The organism is Priestia sp. D3YE.R1 (genome assembly GCF_049199565.1).
GTDB lineage: Bacteria > Bacillota > Bacilli > Bacillales > Bacillaceae_H > Priestia > Priestia aryabhattai.
Genome location: NZ_JBLTHW010000002.1, coordinates 1,148,617 through 1,172,134, shown reverse-complemented (window position 1 = coordinate 1,172,134; position 23,518 = coordinate 1,148,617). Strand labels below are relative to the sequence as shown.

The 23,518-nt window shown below is 35.8% G+C and carries 23 protein-coding genes and 1 pseudogene; 9 read left to right on the top strand and 15 right to left on the bottom strand.

The genetic code is table 11. The features are described from left to right. Positions 1 to 192 precede the first annotated feature (192 nt). Together ACOZIR_RS18180 and ACOZIR_RS18175 are read left to right on the top strand one after the other, a co-directional pair. Positions 193 to 1,122, top strand: coding sequence for a DMT family transporter (locus tag ACOZIR_RS18180; RefSeq protein WP_045289720.1), 930 nt, complete (start codon positions 193 to 195; stop codon positions 1,120 to 1,122). Between the two features lie 50 nt (positions 1,123 to 1,172). Beyond that, positions 1,173 to 1,733, top strand: a complete 561-nt coding sequence (locus tag ACOZIR_RS18175) for a cysteine dioxygenase (protein WP_045289722.1) — start codon at positions 1,173 to 1,175, stop codon at positions 1,731 to 1,733. Positions 1,734 to 1,931: 198 nt separating this feature from the next. Here ACOZIR_RS18175 and ACOZIR_RS18170 read toward each other — a convergent pair whose 3' ends face one another. Together ACOZIR_RS18170 and ACOZIR_RS18165 are read right to left on the bottom strand one after the other, a co-directional pair. Continuing rightward, the gene (locus tag ACOZIR_RS18170) at positions 1,932 to 2,366 is read right to left on the bottom strand and encodes an ArsI/CadI family heavy metal resistance metalloenzyme (RefSeq protein WP_045289724.1); all 435 of its coding nucleotides are present in this window, start codon (positions 2,364 to 2,366) and stop codon (positions 1,932 to 1,934) included. A gap of 50 nt (positions 2,367 to 2,416) precedes the next feature. After that, complete coding sequence (locus ACOZIR_RS18165; RefSeq protein ID WP_045289726.1) at positions 2,417 to 2,746, bottom strand: ArsR/SmtB family transcription factor; 330 nt, start codon at positions 2,744 to 2,746, stop codon at positions 2,417 to 2,419. A gap of 404 nt (positions 2,747 to 3,150) precedes the next feature. Here ACOZIR_RS18165 and ACOZIR_RS18160 point away from each other — a divergent pair, with 404 nt between their 5' ends. Genes ACOZIR_RS18160 through arsC form a run of 3 tightly spaced genes read left to right on the top strand, consistent with a single transcriptional unit; the run spans position 3,151 to position 5,262 of the window. After that, the gene (locus ACOZIR_RS18160) at positions 3,151 to 3,498 is read left to right on the top strand and encodes an ArsR/SmtB family transcription factor (RefSeq protein ID WP_014460639.1); all 348 of its coding nucleotides are present in this window, start codon (positions 3,151 to 3,153) and stop codon (positions 3,496 to 3,498) included. Positions 3,499 to 3,516: 18 nt separating this feature from the next. Continuing rightward, positions 3,517 to 4,815: an arsenic transporter gene (locus ACOZIR_RS18155; protein ID WP_421535732.1), complete on the top strand. Its 1,299-nt coding sequence runs from the start codon at positions 3,517 to 3,519 to the stop codon at positions 4,813 to 4,815. Between the two features lie 24 nt (positions 4,816 to 4,839). Next, complete coding sequence (arsC, locus tag ACOZIR_RS18150; RefSeq protein ID WP_045289732.1) at positions 4,840 to 5,262, top strand: arsenate reductase (thioredoxin); 423 nt, start codon at positions 4,840 to 4,842, stop codon at positions 5,260 to 5,262. Positions 5,263 to 5,435: 173 nt separating this feature from the next. Here the strand turns inward: arsC and ACOZIR_RS18145 are convergent, their stop codons facing one another. Then, positions 5,436 to 6,758: a DUF1565 domain-containing protein gene (locus tag ACOZIR_RS18145; RefSeq protein ID WP_045289734.1), complete on the bottom strand. Its 1,323-nt coding sequence runs from the start codon at positions 6,756 to 6,758 to the stop codon at positions 5,436 to 5,438. A 175-nt stretch (positions 6,759 to 6,933) separates the two neighbouring features. On the opposite strand from ACOZIR_RS18145, the gene speG reads away from it, so the two are divergent. Continuing rightward, positions 6,934 to 7,458, top strand: a complete 525-nt coding sequence (speG, locus tag ACOZIR_RS18140) for a spermidine N1-acetyltransferase (RefSeq protein WP_013056444.1) — start codon at positions 6,934 to 6,936, stop codon at positions 7,456 to 7,458. A gap of 267 nt (positions 7,459 to 7,725) precedes the next feature. On the opposite strand, the pseudogene ACOZIR_RS18135 reads toward speG, so the two are convergent. The 6 genes and pseudogenes from ACOZIR_RS18135 to ACOZIR_RS18110 all read right to left on the bottom strand — a co-directional run. Then, positions 7,726 to 7,985: pseudogene (locus ACOZIR_RS18135) on the bottom strand (MBL fold metallo-hydrolase); the annotation flags it as partial. Positions 7,986 to 8,179: 194 nt separating this feature from the next. After that, a complete protein-coding gene (locus ACOZIR_RS18130; protein WP_421535731.1) occupies positions 8,180 to 8,653 on the bottom strand; it encodes a stress protein in 474 nt (157 codons plus the stop codon). A gap of 271 nt (positions 8,654 to 8,924) precedes the next feature. Beyond that, positions 8,925 to 9,689: a class I SAM-dependent methyltransferase gene (locus ACOZIR_RS18125; RefSeq protein ID WP_310878074.1), complete on the bottom strand. Its 765-nt coding sequence runs from the start codon at positions 9,687 to 9,689 to the stop codon at positions 8,925 to 8,927. Positions 9,690 to 9,916: 227 nt separating this feature from the next. Then, positions 9,917 to 10,744 (bottom strand): mechanosensitive ion channel family protein, encoded by an 828-nt coding sequence (locus ACOZIR_RS18120; RefSeq protein WP_328121366.1) that lies wholly within the window; start codon positions 10,742 to 10,744, stop codon positions 9,917 to 9,919. Between the two features lie 223 nt (positions 10,745 to 10,967). Then, positions 10,968 to 11,996: a serine hydrolase domain-containing protein gene (locus ACOZIR_RS18115; RefSeq protein ID WP_421535730.1), complete on the bottom strand. Its 1,029-nt coding sequence runs from the start codon at positions 11,994 to 11,996 to the stop codon at positions 10,968 to 10,970. Between the two features lie 89 nt (positions 11,997 to 12,085). After that, a complete protein-coding gene (locus tag ACOZIR_RS18110) occupies positions 12,086 to 12,655 on the bottom strand; it encodes a MarR family winged helix-turn-helix transcriptional regulator (RefSeq protein ID WP_045289761.1) in 570 nt (189 codons plus the stop codon). A gap of 259 nt (positions 12,656 to 12,914) precedes the next feature. On the opposite strand from ACOZIR_RS18110, the gene lgt reads away from it, so the two are divergent. From lgt to ACOZIR_RS18095, 3 genes are all read left to right on the top strand, one after another. Beyond that, positions 12,915 to 13,730 carry a prolipoprotein diacylglyceryl transferase gene (gene lgt, locus ACOZIR_RS18105; protein WP_421535729.1) on the top strand — a complete coding sequence of 272 codons (816 nt, stop codon included), beginning with the start codon at positions 12,915 to 12,917 and terminating at the stop codon, positions 13,728 to 13,730. A 279-nt stretch (positions 13,731 to 14,009) separates the two neighbouring features. Beyond that, the gene (locus tag ACOZIR_RS18100) at positions 14,010 to 15,056 is read left to right on the top strand and encodes a YeiH family protein (RefSeq protein ID WP_421535728.1); all 1,047 of its coding nucleotides are present in this window, start codon (positions 14,010 to 14,012) and stop codon (positions 15,054 to 15,056) included. Between the two features lie 473 nt (positions 15,057 to 15,529). Continuing rightward, positions 15,530 to 16,489 carry an aldolase catalytic domain-containing protein gene (locus ACOZIR_RS18095; protein ID WP_310878078.1) on the top strand — a complete coding sequence of 320 codons (960 nt, stop codon included), beginning with the start codon at positions 15,530 to 15,532 and terminating at the stop codon, positions 16,487 to 16,489. A gap of 145 nt (positions 16,490 to 16,634) precedes the next feature. On the opposite strand, the gene ACOZIR_RS18090 is transcribed toward ACOZIR_RS18095, so the two are convergent. The 6 genes from ACOZIR_RS18090 to ACOZIR_RS18065 form a co-directional block, all read right to left on the bottom strand. Continuing rightward, positions 16,635 to 16,970, bottom strand: a complete 336-nt coding sequence (locus tag ACOZIR_RS18090) for a L,D-transpeptidase (protein WP_045289767.1) — start codon at positions 16,968 to 16,970, stop codon at positions 16,635 to 16,637. Positions 16,971 to 17,089: 119 nt separating this feature from the next. Beyond that, entirely contained in the window at positions 17,090 to 18,352 is a 1,263-nt protein-coding gene (locus ACOZIR_RS18085) for a glycoside hydrolase family 18 protein (protein WP_045289769.1), read from the bottom strand. 515 nt (positions 18,353 to 18,867) lie between these two features. After that, entirely contained in the window at positions 18,868 to 20,196 is a 1,329-nt protein-coding gene (locus ACOZIR_RS18080) for an MFS transporter (protein WP_421535727.1), read from the bottom strand. Between the two features lie 112 nt (positions 20,197 to 20,308). Further along, positions 20,309 to 21,697 (bottom strand): PLP-dependent aminotransferase family protein, encoded by a 1,389-nt coding sequence (locus ACOZIR_RS18075; RefSeq protein ID WP_045289773.1) that lies wholly within the window; start codon positions 21,695 to 21,697, stop codon positions 20,309 to 20,311. A gap of 510 nt (positions 21,698 to 22,207) precedes the next feature. Beyond that, a complete protein-coding gene (locus tag ACOZIR_RS18070; RefSeq protein WP_045289775.1) occupies positions 22,208 to 22,639 on the bottom strand; it encodes an ATP-binding protein in 432 nt (143 codons plus the stop codon). 117 nt (positions 22,640 to 22,756) lie between these two features. Next, positions 22,757 to 23,446, bottom strand: a complete 690-nt coding sequence (locus ACOZIR_RS18065; RefSeq protein WP_045289777.1) for a Na-translocating system protein MpsC family protein — start codon at positions 23,444 to 23,446, stop codon at positions 22,757 to 22,759. Positions 23,447 to 23,518: the final 72 nt, after the last annotated feature.

The window sequence follows — 23,518 nt, the reverse complement described above, 5'->3', positions numbered from 1 at the left end:
TATAAACTTCCAAATTTAGTTTTCTATAAATGACAACTATAGTTACTTTAATTAAGAGATAGTGATAACGATACAAATACTAAAGTTTCTACTAATTTTTTTAGAATGGCATGATTTTTTTCATTTTCCTCTAGAAAAGGCATATGTTAGTTAATAGAAGCTACCTTAATTGTTGAAAGGAAAATTGTGCCTATGATTGCGTCAAAGGTTAAATTTACTGCCTCGTTATATGCAATAATGTCTATTAGTTTTTGGGGAATTTCCTTTGTCTCTACCAAAGCTGTTTTAGATAAACTGGATCCATACACACTCCTTGTTCTTCGTTTTGGAATTGGGGCACTTTTTTTATTGGTATTATTAGTGCTAAAGCGATATCCATTAAACATTCCACTTAAGTATATTCCTCATTTAATTGTGTTAGGTATCCTTGGAGTATTCATTCATCAAGTTATTCAGGCAACAGCACTTCTCACAATAAATGCTTCTGCAGCAGGGTGGATTATTTCGTTTTCTCCTGTATTTACGGTCATTCTCTCCGTATTTTTTTTGCATGAAAAGATGACTTTAATAAAAGCATCAGGGATTATTGTAGCTATTATTGGCGTTCTGCTGGTGACCACTTCTAGCAATCAGCATTCACTTCAGCTTCCGGTTAATATCGGTTACCTGTTAATGATTTTAAGTACATTAAACTGGGCAATCTATTCTGTCCTATTAAAAAAGCTGAATATCCAACTTCCCTCTCTTGTTGTTACGTTTTATATGTGTTTAATAGGGTTTACTCTAACAACTCCTTTTCTCGTAAGAAATAAAGGATGGGAGATCATTCCTTTTTTAACGAGCGTGGAGTGGGCTCATTTACTATTTCTCGGTGTATTCGTTTCAGGTGTTGCCTATTGGTACTGGGCAAAGGCATTAGAAGTTTTAGAGGCGTCCCAGGTATCTGTGTTTCTTTATTTAGAACCCGTAGCGACATTGATAACAGCTGTTTTACTGTTACGGGAAAAGATTATTCCCGTCAGCATATTAGGAGGATTCATAATTATAGTGGGAGTGATTGTAGCCAATGGAAGACTACTAACTTTTTTAAGGTACTTGCCGTGGAGAAACAAACATTTGTAACCATATGAAAAACACAAAATTTGCTCTGCTCATAAGGAGGTAATGCTTGTATGAGCTTAATTAAACAGGTAAAGCATATTTTAGATAAGTTGGACTCCCCCACCAAATTGGAACTGAGAGAGGCTCTTTTGGCTTTAGATATAAACTTTAATGATTTAAAACCACTATTGCAGTCGGCAAAAGACAAGCCATACTATAGAAAGCTTCTCTACCAAAATGACGAAGTAGAATTACTTGTTATGAATTGGTCAGCAATAGAGTGTGCTCCTCACGATCACGGTTATTCGCATGGATGGATTCAAGTAGTAAATGGTACAACTATAAATACGGTTTACGAAGTTAAAGAAAACCAAATGCCAGAAGAGCTGTTTTCTCAGCATCAGGGAAAAGGTAAGCTTTTTTTTGCTCCCAAGAAAGGTGTGCACAAGATGAAGAGTGCTGAAGGCGCGGGTCTAGTTACTCTTCATCTCTACTCTCCCCCAATCAAGGAGATGATGGTTTATGATTTCAAAACATGCGCTGCTTGCATTGTATCCGATGATTGTGGAGCATGGTGGCCAGATCATCTTCGTCAAAAGGTAAAACAGATTCAATTAAAGAAGAAAGAATGATGTTTGTTGACCCTTGGAATATTTCTCATACAGAAACAAAATAACTGTTTAGTCGAGTTAAAGGACGTGCCTCACGAGATTTTCTTGCTTACAGTTAGCTTTCTTAGCAAGAAAACTCCACTAAACATAATCGATTTTATGTTAAACAAAAAAGACAGAAAGAGTCTACTTCTTCCTGTCTTTTTTGTCATTTAAGCATCAGCAACATGAGTTGCTTGCAGGTGACTTTTCATTCACCTCAACGCTATCCTCAGTCTTATGAACCTCACTATCAGATTTCGTATAAAAAAACTCCCACTCGTTCCCGTCAGGATCTGTTACCCAGAATTTATCTTGTACAGCGTAGCAGCAGGTCGTATCTATTTCTTCACGAGCAAAGAACCCCTCTTTTTCTAGTCGTGATTTATGAGAATGAATCTCCTCAGGAGTTTCTACTTGGAAGCCGAAATGATTCACTTGATTACCTTTTACATCGTCACGTACGCTCAAGGTGAAATTTAATCCCGGTTCATCTAACAGGAATTTAGCATAATCTATTTTCGTTTTCACAGGTTGAACGCCAAATACCTTTTGATAAAACTTAATGGACGCCTCTAGATTTGTTACATTAATTCCTACATGAACATATTTCATTTACACTTCCTCCTTCGCATGATAAACAATCTTATTTTGAATGTAGTAAATTACGAGCATGAGCCGCTTTTACTTGTATCTTTTCTAAACAAGCAGCAAAGTTCTTCTGATAAGAGGTGGTTCACCTCTTTATCATTTAAATCATAATAACTCCATGTCCCTTTTGTTTCTTTTGTGATGAGGTTTGCTTCTAATAAAATCTTTAAATGGTAGGAAAGTTTAGATTGAGACATCCCAAAGAATTCAGTTAGATCACATACGCATGTCTGTCCTCGCTGGCAGAGCTCATACATAATTTCTAATCTCTTTTGATCAGCAAGAGCTTTAAATTTTTGTTCGTACTGTTTAAATGGGTGCTTTCCTTCCTTGACTGTTTCCATTGTCATTCTCCTTCATCAATTTTTTTTGATTTAAAGTTCGAAGCTCTCGGCAGCTTTTTTAAAGTTACTGTATGTAGTTTCCCCTCTTAACGTAGGATCTTGATGAAAAAAACGCTGAAAGATTAGACTTTGTGCTTCCTTATAGTTCATCCCTTGAGTGTTCATAACTAAATGAAAATAGGTTCGAAAGTACGTAACTGATAAGTTTCCAGAGTTGTTGACTCTCACTGCTTTCACCCTCACTTTTATAAATCAATTTTTTTTGATGTATTCATCATATCTGGAAAATTTAGATAAATCAAGACATTAATCAATTTTTTTTGTTTAATAGTAGTGTATATTTTTGTTGAATATATAATAAAATACTTATATAATTATATTTGGAAATAAGGAGGTGAGTTGGATTGGATGTAAAAGTACAAATAGAAATGGAGAAAGCAGCACAGATACTGAAGCTGCTTGGCGATAAGACAAGATTATCTATGATGAAACTGCTCCAAAATAACGAGTGCTGTGTTTGTGAGCTAGTTGAAATTTATAAAGCAAGTCAACCGGCTATTAGCCAACACTTGCGTAAATTAAGAGATATCGAACTTGTAAAGGAAAGACGACAAGGACATTGGATTTTCTATTCATTAAATAAAGAAAACGGCTATTATCAGTTTGTCCTGAATATACTTGAATCTTTACCAAGCGAAGATGGACGATTAAAAGAACTAGAAAAGCAAGGATTACGCATTAGTTGTTGCTAATAGTAGGAGGTTTGTAAAGTGGTATCAGTTATAGTAGCCTCCTTCATCTTCTTATTGACATTGATTTTTGTCATTTGGCAGCCAAAGAACTTGTCTATTGGTTGGTCAGCGTGTGGAGGCGCAGTAATAGCTCTTTTAGCAGGTGTGGTTGATTTCCATGACGTGCTAGATGTAACTCAAATTGTATGGAACGCAACGTTAACGTTTATTGCAGTTATTATTATTTCTTTAATTTTAGATGAAATTGGATTTTTTGAGTGGGCAGCGTTACATATGGCACGAGCTGCAGGAGGTAATGGCGTTCGCATGTTTGTATATGTATCCCTCCTAGGAGCTGTAGTAGCCGCATTATTCGCTAATGATGGGGCAGCCTTAATTCTAACACCTATCGTACTTGCTATGGTGCGAGCACTTAAATTTGAAGATAAAATGGTCTTTCCTTTTATTATCGCCAGTGGATTCATTGCGGATACAACATCATTACCTCTTGTGGTAAGTAACTTGGTCAATATTGTATCAGCGGATTTCTTTGGAATTCGCTTTTCTGAATTTGCCTCACGCATGATTGTGCCAGATTTATTTTCACTTTTGGCAAGTATTGCTGTCTTGTATTTGTATTTTCGCAAAAGCATCCCTAAGAAATACAATCTAGCTGATTTACAGAAACCGGTTGAGGCCATCAAAGATGAGAAAATGTTTCGTTTATCAGGAATTGTTTTATTCATTTTAGTTCTTGGTTACTTTATTGGTGAGTTTTTCGATATTCCCGTTTCTATTGTTGCAGGAATTATCGCCATTTTATTCTTAGGAATAGCAAGAAAAAGCCCAGCTGTTCACACGAAAAAAGTGTTAGCAGGAGCTCCATGGGCAATTGTTTTCTTTTCCATTGGTATGTATGTTGTTGTGTATGGATTACGCAATGTGGGGCTAACTGAAGTACTAGCAAGCCTTATTCAAACAACCGCTGATCAAGGATTGTTTGCAGCAACCATTGGCATGGGATTTATTGCAGCCATTCTTTCATCGATTATGAACAACATGCCAACCGTGATGATTGATGCTTTGGCCATTGATGCAACTTCTGCAACAGGTACGATTAAAGAAGCTCTGATTTATGCAAATGTCATTGGTTCGGATCTAGGACCAAAGATTACACCTATTGGCTCTCTAGCGACGCTCTTATGGCTTCATGTTCTCTCGACAAAAGGAGTTAAGATTTCTTGGGGAACTTATTTTAAAACAGGTATTATCTTAACCATCCCAACATTGTTTATTACACTTGTTGGTTTATATATTTGGTTATCAATTATTTCTTAACACATCATAAAGGAGATTTTACACATGTCTAAAAAAACACTTTATTTCTTATGTACAGGTAACTCTTGCCGTAGCCAAATGGCTGAAGGATGGGCAAAAAAATATCTAAATAACGATGAATGGGATGTACGCAGTGCAGGATTAGAAGCTCATGGATTAAATCCTAACGCTGTAAAAGCAATGAAAGAAGCTGGTGTTGATATTTCAAACCAAACATCTGATATTATTGATCCTGAAATTTTAAATAATGCGGATTTAGTGGTTACATTATGTGGCCATGCAGCTGATCATTGCCCCGTAACGCCTCCTCATGTGAAGCGTGAACACTGGGGATTTGATGATCCTGCAAAAGCAGAAGGAACAGACGAAGAGAAATGGACGTTCTTTCAACGCGTCCGTGATGAAATTGGTGAGCGTATTCAGCGTTTTGCCGAAACAGGTAAATAATTAATCCAGAAGCAGTCTATTTGTGTAGACTGCTTTATTTCTTCCTAACAAGTAATTATTTATATTAAAATAAAAAGTATAACTAGCAGATAGTGCAGTAAATAATTTTCCAGCCTCAAACAGAATCCCAGTAAGCAACTCCCTAAAGGATATCCTCTGAAAAGAAACTGTCGTTAAAAAAGCCTAGGAGATATGATGGTAGAACTTTGTATTTCTTGCCCCTTCCATATCCATCGGTTCGCTGTATCTCTACCTTTATTTAGATATATATTATTATTAAGCTGATTATATTTATTTGAGTAATGAAGATTGGCCAGAAGCAAATTAGATTTTATTGAAACCATAATATTATTGTTGATAGTGTTATGAGTTGCATGATATTGCATCAGTAATTGACCGCCATCCATGTTCATCGTATCATTTCCATATAAAATATTATGTTCAATAAGAGTATTTATCGTTCCTCCACGTTTTTTATCATAGCCTCCAATTGAAATTCCTGTAAAACGATTTTTATAAATCATATTCCGTATGACTTGAACATTTCTAGTTTGTTTACCATGGTGTTCACTTGCGATTTCTATTCCTAGATCGTTATGACTTGAAACGTTATTCTCAATAACAACATCTTTTCCTCCGTCTACGTAGATTCCGCCAGCGGAGTATTCATGTTTGTAAGCAGGGTTTGAATAACTGCTGACATTGTAAATATGGTTTTCACTAATAAGTCCTTCACGGGCTTGGTCATATTTCTCAATAGGAGCTACTTTTTCAAAGCCAATTACGTCAATCCCAATATTATCAACGTTTCGAATTATATTAGCATTGACCATAAAATCTTTAACATTCCCATTTAGAGTCAACGCTTCACTAAAACCTAAGGTTAGGTTTTCAAGTAGGTTTTCCGATATTTCAATGTTTTCTAATGAACGCGGCGCTTTAGATCCATAAAAAGCTACTCCATGAGCGTTTCCATTTTTATGTGCAGTCTTAATATCGAAAATATGATTATTAATGATTCGAAGGTTCTTTCCACTTCCCTCTACTAAAATACCACATGGTGTATTTTGTTCCTTAGAAGTAGAAAAATGACCTATATTCAAACCTTGAATCGTTATGTAGCTCTTATTTTTTATGCTAACTAGCCCTCCATCTATAGAACGGCTTTTTATTTTTTCTCCACTAATAAGGGGCTTTTCACTTTTATAGTTCCTGAAAATAATAGGCTCTTGTTTAGTACCTGAACGGCTAATAATTAATTGTTCGTAATAAATACCACCTCTGATGTAAACCGTAGTTCCGGGCTGAGCTGCTTCACTTGCCTTTCTTAATGTTCTAAAAGGTTTGCTTTTAGTACCTAGGTTTTTGTCATCCCCTGTAGGAGAAACATAAATTTCATGATGTATTATAGGAGCTGCTGAAGGTTGATTAGCTGCCTCAACCCTTTGGTTTATACAGCATAGTAAAAGAAGAAGAATACCAACTGCTTTTTTCATAAGATCCTCCTTAAAGTTAATGAATTTCACTTGCGAGATTTTTAAATTATACTATGGTTCTTTTAATAAGGATGTAAATAATCGCACTATGTCTTATTATTTTTTAAAACTACAGCAATTTTTACATTTAAAACGGAAAGTGCTAAAGTAATGCTAGAATGTGGAGGTTTGAGAAATGAATAAGGAACTTAAGTTACGTCCTTTGGAAAGAGAAGACTTAAAATTTGTCCATGAACTCAATAATGATGCAAATATTATGTCTTATTGGTTTGAAGAGCCTTATGAAGCTTTTGTAGAGCTACAGGATTTATATGATAAACATATTCACGATCAAGGTGAGCGTCGTTTCATACTTGAAAAAGACGGGGATATGCTTGGGTTAGTGGAATTAGTCGAAATTGATTATATTCATCGTAGAGCAGAGTTTCAAATTATTATTGACCCTACATATCAAGGTCATGGTTACGCCATGGTTGCCACAAACCTAGCAATGAATTATGCCTTTTCGGTATTAAATATGCATAAACTTTACTTAATTGTAGACAAGGAAAATGAAAAAGCCATTCATATCTATAAGAAGGTTGGTTTTTCTATTGAAGGCGAGTTAAAGGATGAATTTTTTGTTGATGGAAGCTATCATAACGCTATAAGAATGTGTATGTTTCAAAAAGAATATTTACAAACCAAAAATAAAAACTAAGGTTGAATTAGTATAAGCTTCCTGCTCATTAAAAAAGAAGAAAGAATGAGAGTGGGCTTCTGTTAATACAAAGAGAAAAACTCCTGTTCAGACGCAACAAGAGTTTTTCTCTTTGTAAGCTGTATATGATATACAAATTTCTATTCTGCATGCTTATAAACATCCGGTCTCAGACTTCTAAATATTAGGATGTATTTTTGTTGCTCTGTCACTTTCTGTATATGGATTTCCGCTGTTATAATCAATCTCTTCTTGATCTCCTCCCTCTTATTCATATATAAGTTTATAAATAGGATATAAACCACAGTTATATTTGACATCTTGGCCATGTGATGAAGAAATTTATCTATAATTCGTCCACTATTAATGTTTTCATTCATATCAACTGTGAACTTTCGAATCGGTGGATGTAAAGATTCAGCCTTCGAAAAGAATAAGTCTCCAGTCAGCAGCACATTGTCATCTTTATGGTGGTATATCACATGTCCTGGTGTATGACCGGGTGTTAAATATACATCTAAAGGTAGCGTTTTAATGACGGCTTGTTTTTTATAATCTAGGAAATTAATTAAGTGGTGTCCATGAAACTATACTAATTTCACCTCTTCTTTAATTAAAACGAAAGCTTATTAAATGAGAAGAGCCTTTACCATGACGGTAAAGGCTCTTCATACGCTCTTCCCTGAAGGGAATCTTGTGTTATCTTCATCTCTATTTTTAATTAAGGTCTATGAAAATTGACTGTTTTCTCGTCCTCTCCTGTGCGTTCAAACCAACCTCTGAAGGCCCAGTTATCATAACCTCCATCACCTTCATTAATAAATGTTCCTTCTTCAAATATCCAGACTCCATACGTAATGCCATCATAATCTACGGTATCAAAATACTGAACACCTTGTAATTGATCTGAATTATAACTTTGACTCAAATTCATGACCATTACATTATATTGTTGACCCGATTCAAAAAACGCTTTTTCCATTGCTCCCTTGACGAACCCACTTCGATTGTCGGCTGTTTTAGCCGCATCTGCAATCGCTTGTCCTATGGCTACGGGATCAACTGTTACGTCTCCTCCAACTTCTGCAGCTTCTGCGGAGCCTGCAGAACCTCCTAAATTCGGTAGAGCTAATGGCGTCGCTAACACAGCTAAACCTACGGCAGAAGCTACAACAGCTTGTTTCGCTCTTCTCATTTGATCTCCTCCTATTTTTAGGTGATTCTTAGAATATTTACCCTTTTTTTCCACGTTAAAACAAAAAATACTGTAATTAAAAATAGGAGGTAGACCATTTCATTCTTTTGAAGCATCCGTTCAACCAAACATAGGCTTATAAGTTTCTTTCTAAAAGCTCTCCCACTTTTTCTACCATTTCTCTCGGTGAACATGGCATCTCATTTTTGAGCCATTATTCTACTATGATGCCGTATTGGAAAAAATTGAGGTAGCTCATTCGATATGATAACTAATATTTAATAGATTTAGTAGCAATATAACAAGGCATATATTCAGTGATTTTCCCCTTGTGATGATGATCTTCATAAAGATCTTGTAAGGTGAATCCAGCTTTTAGTTGTCCGCCAATTTGAGTTTCTAATGAATGGCTAAACTGTACACCGCCATTTTTTATAAGTTCTTCATCATTTTCTACGGTGTTTTTCGTTCCATCATAAGGTAATTTATTAACCACTTGTAATGCTTCCTCATCTTCTCCAAATAAATAAAGAGCAGGATTTGCAAAGCCAGATAGCAGAACGCCACCTTTTTTTAGAACTCTAAAACATTCTTGCCAGACGTGTTCAACATCTTGAATATAGCAGTTTGATACAGGGTTAAAAATCATATCGAACGTCTCATCTTCAAAGGGAAATGTCTTACTCATATCCCCTTTAACTAAATCAATAGAATAACCTTCTCTAGTGGACACCATTTTTTCTAATTCTAATTGCTTATCAGAGTAGTCAAAAACCGTAACTTGCGCATGTTGGGCTGCAAAGACTGGGCACTGCTGTCCTCCTCCGCTAGCAAGTCCCAATATTTTCGCTTTTTCAAATGGAATAAACCAGTTATGTGGAACAGGCTTACAAGGTGTTAAGTAGATATTAAAATTACCTTGAATTGCATCTACAAAATCTTGATGATTAATAGCTAATGACCATTCTCCTCCAGCTGAAGCCCATTCATCCCACATTTTGGAGTTAATTTTTGTATAATTAGATTTTTGCGCCATAGTTAATCCCCCTTTACCTTTTTACGTTCTTTGTTTAATTTTACCATGTCACTAGAAGAATAATTTAGATGTACTAATTAATTTGTTCTGTTTCAGATAATTAATCTTTACTGGAGAAGTACTTAATAGATATTTTTAAAAATAAAAAACACCCTTTTGAAAAATCACAAGGGTGTTTGTATCTTAAATATAAAAGCTTGTATATAAACAAGGTACGAGTTTTATTTTTAATGGCTTGTCTCGAAGCTTTCAGCCATCATTAGGTCATTTTTGTAGGCAGCCATTGCGAGTTCATATCGCACCTTTTGGCTCGCTTCAACAAAATCAGCTTCCTTCACAAGGCCTGATAATGAATATTGATGACCTTTAAAACCTACGTTCAGTTCAGTAATTTGATTGAATTGAAAACTTTCTATAGGAATTCCATTCACATCTTTCAGCAAATATTGGCCATATTTCTCGTTACATGTTTGTGCTACCTGCTCCATTACTTTGAAAGCATCGTCCGGGTTTTGTCTATAGTTGAGAATAAGACTTTCATTTACCCGGCGTCTTCCTCGGGTTCCGTTCTGAAGTTCTGTAATGTTGCTATATGAGACGGTATAGAGGTAGCCGTCATACTGGCGAATCTTTAAGTAGCGCATCGTAATTTCTTCTATTTTCCCTTGACGATTTCCGTTGAGAATAACATAATCTCCGTGGTGGATCTGGCGTTCAAACAAGTAAGTCAGTCCCATTATATAATCACGGATGATATGCTGAAGGATTATTGCCAAGGCACTGGCCAACACTACCGAACTAGTGAGAATCTTTCCGAAGTCAAAGAAATGGCTAAGCACATAAATAAAGAAAAAAGTCAGCCCCAATACTCTTGTGACCTGATTAGAAAAGTGCATGAGCGTCTCTTCTCGTTTTTCATCTAAAAAGCTCGTTTTATCAAAGAAAAGCTTAATGAATTTGCGAATAAAATAAACGATAAGTACAATCAGCAGCCCTACCGTTAAAACCTTTACGGGAAACTGCTGAAAAAATTCAGTAAAAGCCAACTTACCCACTCCTTATTTCTAACACTATACCAAAAGAATGTACGGAAAGACAAAAATCTTCTGTTCCTTACAAACCTTAATGATAATAGCACGGTTTCATCAAAAAAAGAAGCGGTATCTACGTTTCTTGAAGATCTGTTATATTCGGCGATAGCCTTTCAAATTATCTTCTAGTTAAGAAGGCGTCTCAATAACTTTATCGATTAATTCTCATCACTTTTGTAGACCCTTCTTATATCTCTTTTGACTTTTGCAGGCTTTCTAATAAAGCCATCCCTATATGTTCATCATTATTTCTGCCTAGTCTATAATTAGCCAAAACGACGGAAGCAACTTTCTTTTCTTTATCAATCCCTAAAAATGAGCTGAAGCATCCAGTTCCACCGCCGTGTAATATCACATTATTGTTTTTCTTTAAAAGCAACCACCCAAGCCCCATATCAAACTTCTTTGTTCCATTACCGTGTTTTTTATGACAAAAAGACAAATATGGTTTATCTTCGTCCATATTTATTTTTGCGTATTTAAGTAAATCGTCAGCGGTTGAGGATACTGCCCCTGCAGGTGATATAAAGTTTTCTTTGTCCCACTGCCAGTTGCCGCAATCATTATTTTTGCGGTCATAGCCATGTAGATTATTGTTTGAAGCGCCTAAACAAGTATTCTTTAGTCCAAGCTCATTATGAAAAAAGTCATTCATAGTATCCCAATATCCCCTGCCCGATACCGTTCCCAACACGTATCCAATAAGTGAGATGCCGAAATTGGAATATTTCCATGAATAATCTACTTCTTTCAATTTATTACTTTCGATTAGCATCTTCATTTTATTAAAATCCATATGCAACGGATTATCTTTGTTCAAATCACTTCCGCCAAAAATCAAACCTAAAATTATTTTAAAATATTCCCGTTTATTTAAAGGTAAGCTTCCTGAATATCCAGAAGAGTGAGTAGCGAGGCGGAGCAATGTAGGATAATGCATGTCTTCCTTAAGTTCTTTTATGTACTTTTGTATAGAATCGTTTAGTGTCAACTTGTTTTCAGATATGTATTTTGATAGCAGTGATATAGTGAAAGTCTTGGTAATAGAACCAATTTCATAATGATATTTTTTGGATGAGTCAATTTCACCGCTTTCATTATAAATTTTGATAACACATTGGCTGTCCGTTAAGTAGCCAACGGTTAATTTCAAATGCTTTTTTCCTTTGCAGGTCTTGTTAATTAATCGTACTGTTTCATCGCTGATTTCGAACATAATGAGTGCTCTCCCTCACCCTTCATTTAAAAATTGTTAAAAGAATTGATCGATATGCTTTAAGATAAATGAGCCTATCAGATTTATTTTTATATGTTCTTTTTTATATTATTAATTGCTTGAACTCTGCGACTTTCAAGCTCCCTTATCACTCTCAACTGTAATTCATTGTGATCTTCATCCATTTTTATGTTGCCTTCTTCTTCAAATCCGTCATGTTCTTCCCCATCAAAGCTATAAAGTTTCTTTAAAAGCTTCCACATTATTTCCAGCTCTTCGGTTGAAAACTTGTTAAAAAGTTCTTCTAAAAAGAAGATTCCTTTTTCTGAAACAACAAGCAGTGCCTCTTTTCCCGCTGTTGTAATTTTTACGTTAACTGCACGCTTGTCTTTACTGCTAGGAACCACGTCAATATACCCCTTCTTTTCCATAATGGTAATTAACTGTTTGACGCTTTGTTTTGTAGTTCCTAATTTTCTGGAAATATTATTTAACGTTGTTTCATCTTCAGGTAAATGAGCAATTGCCACCATCGCCATATGCTGTCTTGATGTTAAGAGCTCAAGAGATTGATCTCCTTTCACCTGGACTTTATTTGCCAGAGAAAATAAAGTAGCGTAAGTTTGCTGCATTAAAAAAAGCTCTTTATAAATATTCATATTCACACTCCATTTTAGACAGTATGTTGTCTAAAACAAGAATAGTGTATTTTGGTAATTAAGTCAATGTACTGTCTATTTTAATTTTGACAATTCTAAGGAGACTATTCTGTTACACTAAAGTAGGCAAAGAAGTAGTGGACGTTCGTAAGCAAAAGTTGTCCTTTCTTTATTTAATTAGATATACTAAAAAGGCACTCTAATTTAATATTACTCTAAAAAATGTAAGAAAACCGATATGAAGTAAAGGAGAAAAAACATGAACCAACACACACAACCTTTAAACCCTATCGCCTTCCACCTTGGCCCACTTGAGGTCCATTGGTATGGAATTATCATAGGGATAGGAGCTTTCTTAGGCTTTTTGTTAGCCTCGAAAGAAGGAAAGAAACGAGGTATCTCTTCAGAAACCATCTCTGATTTACTTCTGCTAGCACTCCCCATTGCTATCATTACAGCTCGAATTTACTACGTACTTTTTGAATGGAGTTATTATAAAGAACACCCGAGTGAAATTATCGCAATTTGGCATGGAGGCATAGCTATTCACGGTGGAATTATTGGATCTGTATTAACAGCTATATGGTTTTGCAGAAAAAAGAATCTTTCTTTTTGGAAAATGGCTGATGTTTTAGCTCCTAGCTTATTATTAGGCCAAGCTATTGGCCGGTGGGGAAACTTCATGAATCAAGAAGCACATGGCGGACCTGTTACACGGCAGTTCTTAGAAGCTTTACATTTACCAGATTTTATTGTTAATCAAATGTATATCAATGGAACTTATTATCATCCTACGTTCCTCTATGAATCACTTTGGAACATCATAGGTGTTCTTGTCCTAATCGTACTAAGAAAATCCTTGTTAAAAAGAGGCGAAGTCTTTCTTACTTACCTACTATGGTATTCGATAGGAAGATTTTTCATAGAGGGATTGCGTACGGATAGCTTAATGCTAACTTCTCATATCAGAATAGCTCAATTAGTGTCTTTCCTTTGCGTATTAGGCAGTTTGATATTGCTATGGTATAGACGCAAAAAAGGTTTAGCAACTAGCAAGGCTGCCTCTCTCTCATAAGAATATATATTTTCATTTTGGCTGTGAAATTAGTAGTCTATGGACGATGCTTTAAATATAAAAGCGGGTATTAAAGAATAAAAACCAATAAAAGCAGCAGCTTGATCTTCAGAGTCATTGAAAATCAAGTTGCTGCTTTGTTGTGTCTATTATTAATATTTTTAATTATAGTTATGATTTATCTATATTTTACTAATAATAAACTGTCTTTTATAGTTAAAGTACATATTTCTTGTGTGAAACTTTGCTTGATAAAAATCTATATTGGAGATGAAAGGTATGATAAATATAAATAAAGCTCACAAACAAAATCTATTCTCGCGAATAAATGTCCAGATGTCACCGAATGTTTTTTTGTGGGCTGGAGGAATTGCTTTTACTTTTCTTTTTGCTTTACTTGCTTATGGATTAGCGAAAGTCCCGGGATTCGATCATATTGGTCCACTAGCCTGTTCAATTATAATAGCAGTCATTTATCGTCAAATTTGGGGGTACCCTGAAAAAATAAGATGTGGAATTGAGTTTTCTTCTAAAAAGGTGTTGCGCTATGCGATTGTTTTATATGGACTAAAGCTTAATATTGATGTTGTTATTCATCACGGGTTAGGATTGTTGCTTCGCGATGTGGGAACGGCTATATTTGCGATTGTTTTAACGGTTTTTCTAGCCAAATGGATGAAGGCTGATAGCGGTTTATCCCTTCTTTTAGGGATAGGAACAGGAATATGCGGTGCTGCAGCTATTGCAGCTGTTTCTCCAATTGTAAAAGCAAAAGAAGAAGATACAGCTATCGGAGCTGGTGTTATTGCTTTAGTGGGAACCCTATTTGCCATTGGGTATACCATTTTAAGACCTTATATACATTTAACGAATATTCAATATGGAATTTGGTCAGGCGTGGGCCTCCATGAAATTGCGCATGTAGCTCTAGCTGCAGCACCGGCTGGACGCGATGCCCTGGCTATTGGCCTGTTGGCTAAGTTAGGCAGAGTGCTCTTACTTGTACCATTAAGCTTTATCTTAATGTACTGGATGAAGCGAACAGGAAAAATTGAAAAGGATACGAAGATTGAATTCCCATGGTTTTTAATAGGCTTTATAATCATGAGTATTTTTGGGAGTTATGTCGTTGGTAAGCACCTTATAATACCTAAAACGATCATGAATAATATTTCAACTCTAACTACCTTTCTTTTAACAATGGCTATGGTCGGATTAGGGTTAAATGTAAGTATAAGGGTTCTTCGAACAAAAGCATTAAAGCCTTTGATTGCGATGTTTATTACCTCTATACTCTTATCATTCCTTACATTTTGGACGATGTAAAGACAAGTAAGTTAGAATGATTAAGCAACAGCTAATACTTCCTATACAACTGTTAATGCGGAAAAAGTCTCTTATTTCTCATGTTTTAAATCTCTTCCTAAATTTATCGATTAATTATAGAGCACTCTAAACCTATAACCTAGGTACTAATGGCAGTTCCCTCCTTAATAAACAGTTTCACTTAAAAAACAACCTTTTTTGCAGTAGGTAGTGATGTAATAAAGGTTGTGTTTGTATATACTAGGGGTTGTACTGCTGAACTTGGTGTTGTTTTAAGAGCATCAATCGGATAAAAAGCTGAATCATCTCCTACCCATAAAATACAGTAAAGCAGAGACACATGCAGAAAATACATTGACGCCTTTGAATCAGTCATGGTATAAACACAGTAGGAGAGTTTAGTGCTTAAAAGCATAAAAGCGATAAAGTTTAAAATAATACATAAATAGACTACATAGGAGGAAATCACTATCATGGAACATACTAGCAAAATTATAGACTGTACCATTCGTGACGGAGGTTTAATTAATAATTGGGATTTTAGCGTTGAGTTTGTGCAAGACTTATATAACGGCCTAAGCGCAGCCGGCGTTGAATATATGGAGATTGGTTATAAAAATTCACCTAAGCTTCTTCAAGCAACTGAGCCCAATCCATGGAGATTTCTTGACGATAACTTTCTCAAAGAAATTATCCCTGAGAAAAAGTTCACGAAGCTATCTGCTTTAGTAGATATTGGGCGTGTAGATCCAAATGACATCCTGCCGCGTGAACAAAGTATGTTAGATATGATTCGAGTGGCATGCTATATTCGCGAAGTAGATAAAGGATTAGAGCTTATAAAAATGTTTCACGATTTAGGCTATGAGACTTCACTTAACATCATGGCACTATCTAGCGTACCGGAAAATCAGCTTATTGAAGCATTTGAAATGGTAAAGAAAAGCCCCGTAGATGTTGTATATATTGTTGACTCCTTTGGAAGCCTAGACCCTGCGGATATTGAGCATCAAGTGAAAAAGTTCCAAGCCATGATTCCTAGCAAACAGCTTGGGATCCATACGCATAACAACATGCAGCTAGCTTTTGCCAATACATTAACTGCGATGCGTAATGGCGTTACATTCCTTGATTCATCTGTTTATGGTATGGGCCGTGCAGCTGGTAACTGTAACACAGAGCTGCTTGTTAGCTACATACCAAAACCAAGCTATGAGATGAAGCCGATTCTTGGAGTAATTGAAAAGCATATGCTTGAAATGCGTCAAAAGTGGGAGTGGGGGTATATCATTCCTTACATGATTTCTGGTGTGCTGAATGAACATCCACGTGTTGCTATGGCTTACCGGGATAGCGAAGATCGTGACAAATTCGTAGATTTTTATGACAAAGTAACGTCTCCAGAAGTTACTACGTCTCCAGCATCAAAATAAGTTAAAATGCTAAAAGTACCTCTGTTAATCGGGGTACTTTTTTGTATTACATAAAAACCCACGATTGTATAGCATCTACTCAAACTTTGATAACCTCGACCTCGACAATTAGCTGAATATAAACAGTCGTACTCTTCTTAACCTATTATTTATGTATATACACCGGTGTTCCAATAGGAACTGCAGAGGAAAGTTCTAAAATATCTTCATTGTCCATTCTTACACATCCATGTGACATATCTCTGCCAATAGAAGCTGGATCATTAGTCCCGTGTATTCCATATGTGGGTTTTGACAGTCCCATCCATAAGGGGCCAAATACAGCTGGAGGGGTAGTATCTTTATTAATGATTTTAAATTTTCCAGTTGGAGTTGGAGTGATCATTTTCCCTACAGCAATAGGATATGCCTTTACTAATTTAGCTCCATCATATAGTTTTAATTGATGCTGCTTTATTGAGACATCTATCCTTTTTGCCATGGCAGTACCTCCAACTTCTTATAAGTTACTATAAATAGAATTTTTTTATTGTTAATAACGTATATCGAATAACTATTAACTGAAAAATATTTAAATTGATTCATAAAAATTAGTGCTATTTATACCGTTCTAATAGTGAAAAATTTCTTTAAAAGCCAAGGCCCTGGCGTAAATCCAAGTGTTAATTGCCAAGCTCCTATTGCTTGCAAACCAAATTTACGAACTAACACCATTTTTTCACTCATGCTTCTTACATCTTCAAACCATACTTCATGCATCTGTCCCTCTTGATCTCTATACTGAAAAAATGGGGATTTATACTCCTTAGAATATTGGACGGGCGACTGATATCTCATCGCTGTTTTAATCGCATTTTGATTGGATATAGCAGATGCTACTGTGCCAGGCTTGTAAGGAATTGACCAGTTATATCCATACAAAGGGACTCCAATGATGAGTTTTCTTCGCGGAACACTTTTTATCGCAAATTCTATTGTTCTTTTTACTTCAGTAATAGGTGCAACAGGCCCTGGTTCGCTGCCTGCATGATGCCAATCATATGCCATAATGAACATATAGTTAACAACGGCACCTATTCCCCCGTAATCATACCCTTTTAACCAAGGAATATCTTCGCTTGTCTTGGCTGGAACCGCTATGGTCAGTACGTACCCTGCAGGTTTTAAACGTTCACTCAGCTGACGTAAAAATCCCGTAAAAAGATCTCTATCTTCGGTTTTCACACGTTCAAAATCAATATTCACCCCGCCGTATCCTTTTCTAGATACTAAATAAAAGATATTATCGACAAGGTTTTTTCGTGCCTGAGGATTATTTAAAACTTGATGGGCAAGATCAGAACTAAATCCTTCAGAAGTTAGATTAGTAATCGTAACTAACGGTGTAACTCGGTTTTTCCAAGTCGTTTCAATCGCTACTAAATCGTTTAAATCATTCATAATATCTCCATTGCTGCCAAAATGATATTCAAAGATAGAGATGGACGAGGAATAAGTTGCAAAATCAGTAATTAAATCGCGATCTAATTCTGGATTTCGAACGGCATAATACTCCAGTGTACCTGCAATATAGTCTGATATATTAGGAATTTTTATTTTCATTCCCACCTGCAAATAATGATAATGGGCTGAAGGATTAGCCCTTTTTAATTGTTCTAGAGATACATAAGCTTTTTTAGCAATACTCCTCATCGTGTCACCCGGTTGAACTGTGTACACATAAGAAGCTATAAGTAAGGCTTGACCTGGAACAATATTTGTTTCTTCTAACCCATTTACTCTCCTAAGCTGCGCAATGGGGTAATCATATCTGCTGCTTATTGAAGACAGGGTATCACCCGGTTGAACTATATGAACAAACATGTTTTTTCCTCCTATGTACTCTTTATCGAATTATGTTTTATTTCGTGACAAGTTTAAAGAAGCCATTCAATAAATGTATATGAGGATTGTTTGTTTATATAACTGAGTTAAGCGAGGGGGACCCTCTTTCTCCCCCCCTCTATTGCTCCTCTAGTACGGGTAGAAATGTTCCAGAGATTATATCAAAATCTATGTATTATAAATGTATGTTTTTGGTGTACTTGAAAAAGAACGATTGTTTGTCAGGTAGGATTACAAAAAATAAAACTATTTTAAACAATATAGACACCCCGGCGATTAATATTAATCTTTATGAATAATTGAAATCAAAAAACCTTCTACTCTGGTAAGTAGAAGGTTTTTCGTGTGATCGAAATGTTAGCGTATCGTCTGTAAGAAAAGTAACAAATTTATGGATTGCCAATAAGTTTATGCTTAAAATGAAAGTGGGAGAATCCAAGTGAATTTGAGTGACATCATTTATTTGAGAGCTAGGCTTCCATACCACAGATAAATTAAAGTCCTTGACCTACTTTAACTCTATTTTCCCCTGTACCTCTATAAGCCCATACGATAACCGGAATTAATACTAAAGATAGAATTCCTCCACTTAATGATAAAACGCCATAACTTGATTGAGCTACAACCATTCCTGATAAAGCCCCTCCTGAAGCTCCCGCTAAAGCAATTAAAACGTCTATAGTACCTTGTGTTTTCGCACGAGTTGATGGTTCTGTAGCATCCACTATTTGAGCTGTACCGCTAATTAACCCTAAGTTCCACCCTAATCCAAGTAACGATAGAGCAACCACTAGAAGAACCATTGAATCACTTGATGCCATAGCTGCTACCAGCCCAGCTAAAAGAAGGGTAATTCCTGAAGCAATTGTCATCGCCGTTCGTCCAATTTTATCAATTAAGACCCCTGTAAATAATGAAGGCAGATACATAGAACCAATATGAAATCCAATTACAACCCCTACTTCAGTTAGCCCGTGGCCATGATGCCTCATGTGTACAGGTGTCATGGTCATTATAGCAACCATTACAATTTGAGTAAGGACCATAACTGTGGCCCCAACAGCCACTCCTTTTTTGTTCGTTGATTGCTCAGTATTCTTTAAATTTTTTTGAGTGTTACGTTCGTGTTTATTCGCTTCTATTGCTCTGGCAATCAGTAACGGATCTGGACGCAGCATAATATAAAATACAAGACCAGCTACTATATATGCAGCTGCTGCTAGAATAAAAGGTCCTGCAAGTGCTGGGACACCAATAGAAAGTGCAAAATCCCCCATCACATCAACTAAATTCGGGCCTGCAACGGCTCCAAATGTGGTGAAAACCATGGCCATACTAACAGCGGTCCCTCGTTGTTTTACTTTGGCTAAATCTGTTCCTGCATAACGCGCTTGTAGATTAGTAGCTGTTCCTGCTCCATAAACGAGGAGCGAAAGAAACAGAAGAAAGATACTATTAAGAATGGCAGAAAAAATAACCCCAATCGCTCCAACACCCCCTAGGATAAAACCTGTCGTAAGTCCTGCGCGACGCCCTTTTTTTTGAGAAAGCTTTCCTACTAACCAAGCAGCTCCTGCAGATCCTAAAGTAAATAGAGCCGTCGGTACCCCTGCATAGGCATCTGTACCAAGCATTTGTTGTGCAATAAGTGCACCGACAGTGACTCCTGCTGCCAATCCCGCACCGCCAAAGATTTGAGAAACACTTACCACAAATAAGGTGCGTTTATATAAAGCTTTTTGTTTCTCTGGTGAATTAACATATTCTTGTAAACAAGTTGATTGGTTGTCTAGAGCTTTTACATGATCCTCGTTTACCATCATAACCTTCCTTTCAGAAAACTCATTCTATTTTTAAAAATTTTCTCACTAGATTTGGATTATCATAACACGCATAAAAAAGCCATACAATATTATAATTGTATGGCAAACAATATTATAAATAGTCGTTAAGTAAACGTTTAAGGATAATCAATCCTCGCTCAAGCTCTCCAATCGTTTTCGGTGCACAAACAGCGATCCTTACAGCTCTATCTGGACAACTGTTTCCCACTACAAAGCGTTCTGCTGCATACACTTGTACGCCTTGATGCGCAGCTAATGTTTCAAATTTAGCACCTGTAATCTTTTCTGGTAATAGTAACCAACGAAATATACCAGTTTCCATACCTAAACAGGTGTAATTTTCTAAATATTGATTTGCAATTCGATTTCTGAGAATAGCTTGTTCACGATGATTCTCTACTAAGGATTCAAATTGATTTGACACAATAATACGTGCTGTTAGCTCTGCTAATAATGGTGAAACTGATATATTTAAATTATAAAGAGCCTTTGAAATAGGCTCTTTATATCGACTAGGTGCTGCTACATATGCTAGTCGTAACCCTGGTGCTATTGATTTTGATAAACTTGCAATATAGATGACTTGTTCTGGTGCATATGATGCTACTGCTGGCATTGGTCGCTCATGATGGAGATGATACGTTGCATCTTCAATAATAAATTGGTTATATTTTTTTGCAATCACGGCAAGCCTTTCTCGGTTTTCAACGGACATACAGCAAGCAGTTGGATTATGATAGTCGGGTATCAAGTAAATGCCTTTAATATTGTCATTTTTACATGCATATTCAAAAGCAGTTGGACTCATTTCATAATTCTTTGATTTTATCGGTACTAATTGTACACTAAGCATAGCTGCAACCGTTTTTAAACCTGGATAAGTGTGATGATCAACACCAATGCGATCTCCAGGCTGACAAAGACTCGCTAGTATTGCAGCAATTGCATTTTGTCCTCCATTTGCAAATAAAATGTGATCAACTGTTGTTTTGAACCCACCTCTTCTCATCAGCTTTACAGCTGCATCTTTTTGCCAAAGACTTTCACCTGGCCTCCCGTAACTAAACCACTTTTCGTAATCAGTCTCTTGTAGCATATCTTTTAGCTGAAGGAGAAGCGGTTCGTACGAATCATTGTCTGGCAGTGTCGCGCCCATTTCAATTAAGTGGCTAGGCTTGGTATCTTCCAGTAAATACGCATTCGATAACGCATCATACGATACGAATGTACCGCTTCCAACAGTGGCACTTAATAAACCCTTTAGCTCGCACACTTTAAATGCTTTTGAAATCGTACTCAAATTTAAATCTAAATAATCGGCTAGCTCTCTCTGTGGAGGAAGTTTTGTTCCAGGTAATAAAACTCCCTTGATAATATCCTCTTCCAATTGGCCTGCAATAGCTTGGTAAATAGGCTTTCTTGTTTTATCAACAGATGGTTTCCAGCTCATCGGATAATTTTCAAACGAATTAATTGGCATAGTATCCATCCTTTTTTCACACAATTATATACTTGTACTGTTTATATCACAATTATCATTATTAATAATTTTCGAGAATCTATGGTTTTTGAGACTTGATTATGATCAATTATTTTAACGATTAAATACAATTACTCATAATTTTCTACACCTTTTTCTCATGTTTCTAAGCCTCTTGTGATTACTGCGGAGAAAAATTTTTGTCCTACTGCTAGGAGTTAATAGAGGAGAAGCACATGCTGGAGGTACCAACTCAAGCATGTGAAATATCTTAACCGTATCCTAGACCTAAAGCAGGATCATCAGGGGATGATATTTTTAGAAGCTATCTCCTATTCAATAAAGGAGCCTTTTGTAAAGAGGAAGTCATTTCTTTCTTAAACTTTTTAAAATTTTTTGACTCTAAGAGGGCTTAAAAAAAATCTATTTTTCAGTCTAACTACTGATGAATTTATACAAATCTTTACCTACTGTTGTAAATAAACGTTTCCATTTTAGCTTGTGTTTCTTTTATTTATTTCTTTTTTTCCATTTTATAACCTCGATGTTAACGCCATGGTCTTCTTGAGATGATATGGTGAATTCGTCCATTAATTTTTTTACCCCTGATAAACCAACGCCTAACCCTCCTGACGTTGTATAGCCACTTTCCATCGCTTTTTGAATATTTTTAATGCCTGGTCCTTTATCTATAGCAATTATTTTTAGTCCTATTTCAAGTTGATTCTCTATTATTTCCATTATAATTTTTCCCGTAGTGGCATATTTATATATATTTCTGGACAATTCTGAAATAGTCGTAATAATTCGGGCTTGATCGAGTGTGCTGAAGCCTAAGCAATTAGAGAACATTCGCCCTTTTTGACGGGCTTCTACTATATCCACTTCAGTGTGTATGTCAATAGTCAAAGGTTCCTTTTCTTTATCCGATTGAAATAGCATCATTATCACCACTTTCTTTATTTTAATAGTAGTAAAAAAATAATAGGCCAAAAAGAAAGGTTAGATAACCTTTCTTTTTGGCCTACATCTAGTTCAGTGCCTAGCTTATCAGTGCCGTTATAAAGTTGGATTTAAAATCAGAAGAATTGTACTTTTATCTTTATGAAAATCCCATGCGACCAGTATATCTGTTACCTTTGAATCTAAAATCACTTCTAATGATTGACTATGCTCACGGAGTAGCCTTTTTTCGAGATTTCTTTTAGCCAATGTAAGGTTTTCTTCAAACCCTAATTGGACTAATTCTTTCTCTACATTTACCATAATACCTTCCCTGATTATAAGGAGTGTTCTCTGATCTAATAAATAAGAAGAAACACCTTGAGGGAGTTTTTCTGCTTTTTGAGTCACTTCCTCAATTTCTTTATGCAGCAATTTTTGATTTTTATAGGAATGATTGGCTATGTTTTCTTTATTAGAATGAATCATGGTAAACATGCCAGACTGTAGCTCTAAATTCCAATCATAATAAAATTCTTCAATATCTAAATGTATATTTAATTGTATATATCCTTTTATCTCGTCAATTAAAGTCTCCATTAACAAATCACGTGTTTTTTGAACATAGATAACTTGTCCCTTGTCTAACAAAGCCTTTTCTAAAGGTAATAAAAAGGCTTTAAAATAAACGGTTATAAAAGGAGGAGAAATGACGGTGAATACACCTCCAGGACCTCTTCCAAAATTTTCACGAAGTAACCTTCCCATATAACTACTTAATTCTTTTTCCAGTTTCGTTTTATCCATAGATGGTGCACCTAGTTTCTGGTTTCATAAGGTATACTATTCGTGATGTTTTATGAAAAATCCTTCTTCATC